This window comes from Spirulina sp. LEGE 11439 (assembly GCF_059821285.1).
On record NZ_JCAMRX010000024.1, the window covers coordinates 1 to 1,172 of the forward strand.

The following is a 1,172-nucleotide window of genomic DNA, read 5'->3' on the forward strand; positions in this document are numbered from 1 at the left end:
CTTTTTATCTTATTTGTCAATAGTTCATGTGTTCAGCAGGTTTGACCTGCTCCCAGCGGAAATAGTAGCAGATAGGTTTCAGGTAATGAAGCAAATTAATAGTGAGTTAGACAAGGAAAGAAGAAAAATAAAAAGAGAAGCAGAAAAAATGAAACAGAAAAAGAAAAGAGAGAAAAAACTAGAAGTGCTGAAAAAGAGCAAATATGCTTTGCTTAAAAATGAAAAGGATACGGCTTCAGAAACTTTGATAATTTCAAAATCAGAGTTGGGTTGGATTCGTTTTTCTCAACTTAGTTCTACATACTAGGTTCGGTAGACCCCATTATTGTACATTTTTCTTGCTTTTCCCAACTGGAGATCGCTTGGAAAACTTTCCTTTTTCAGTTTTTTCTAGGCTGCGATCGCAAAAATCTTGAGAATAGAAACTAATATAAAATTTAACAGGTAAAGTGAATTTTCTCCGTTATTTAAGTAGAGATACTCATTACGAAATTAAAATCCACTATGTATAGTTGTGGTGTAAAAATAATTTTATTCAGCGATCGCATTAAGGATGGCTACCCTTAACAAGAAGTTGTCTATAATGTCTTAAGAATTTGAATTGAGCTTACTGTGTCGAATAGCTGAACAGCATAATACTACAACTCGTTACTCATCTGGACATAACTTTATGATCGGAAAGACGTACCCAAAGCAGCCGAGACTGAGGACATTGAGACTCTTCTTTTTGACCTTAGCTTTGAGTTTGCAGGCTCCTCCTAGTCATACCTTTGGGCTGCATACGCTAGCTGAACAGTTACCCATACAAGGTCAATCTCTAGAGGTTGTGCAGCTTGCTCAACTAACAGCAGAAGAGTTGTCAGCAGAATTGGAAAGTTTAGAGTTCCGGCTGCAAGAACTCTTAGCCCAAGCTGATGCGATTGAAGAGGAGATTGTTCAGTTGGAAGCAGAGCAAGCAGAGCTTATTCAAATACGGGACAGTACTCTGGAAGTGCTTGAATATAACCAGCAAATCGAGGCTTTAGGTTCTCAGATCGCTGCTAAAGAAGCTGAACTGGATGAAGTACTTGCTACCATAGCTGTAATAGAGGCTACCATCTCTGAAATCATTGAAAATCCTGAACTTACTACTTCCCCAGTAGTAGAACCTTCCCCAGTAATAGAACCTTCCC

General features: G+C 38.2%; 2 pseudogenes. Both read left to right on the forward strand.

Annotated features, from left to right (window positions below):
• A pseudogene (locus AC6RV6_RS16235) lies at nt 1–229 on the forward strand (transposase); the annotation flags it as partial.
• A 483-nt stretch (nt 230–712) separates the two neighbouring features.
• Nucleotides 713–1,172, forward strand: a pseudogene (locus AC6RV6_RS16240) (hypothetical protein); the annotation flags it as partial.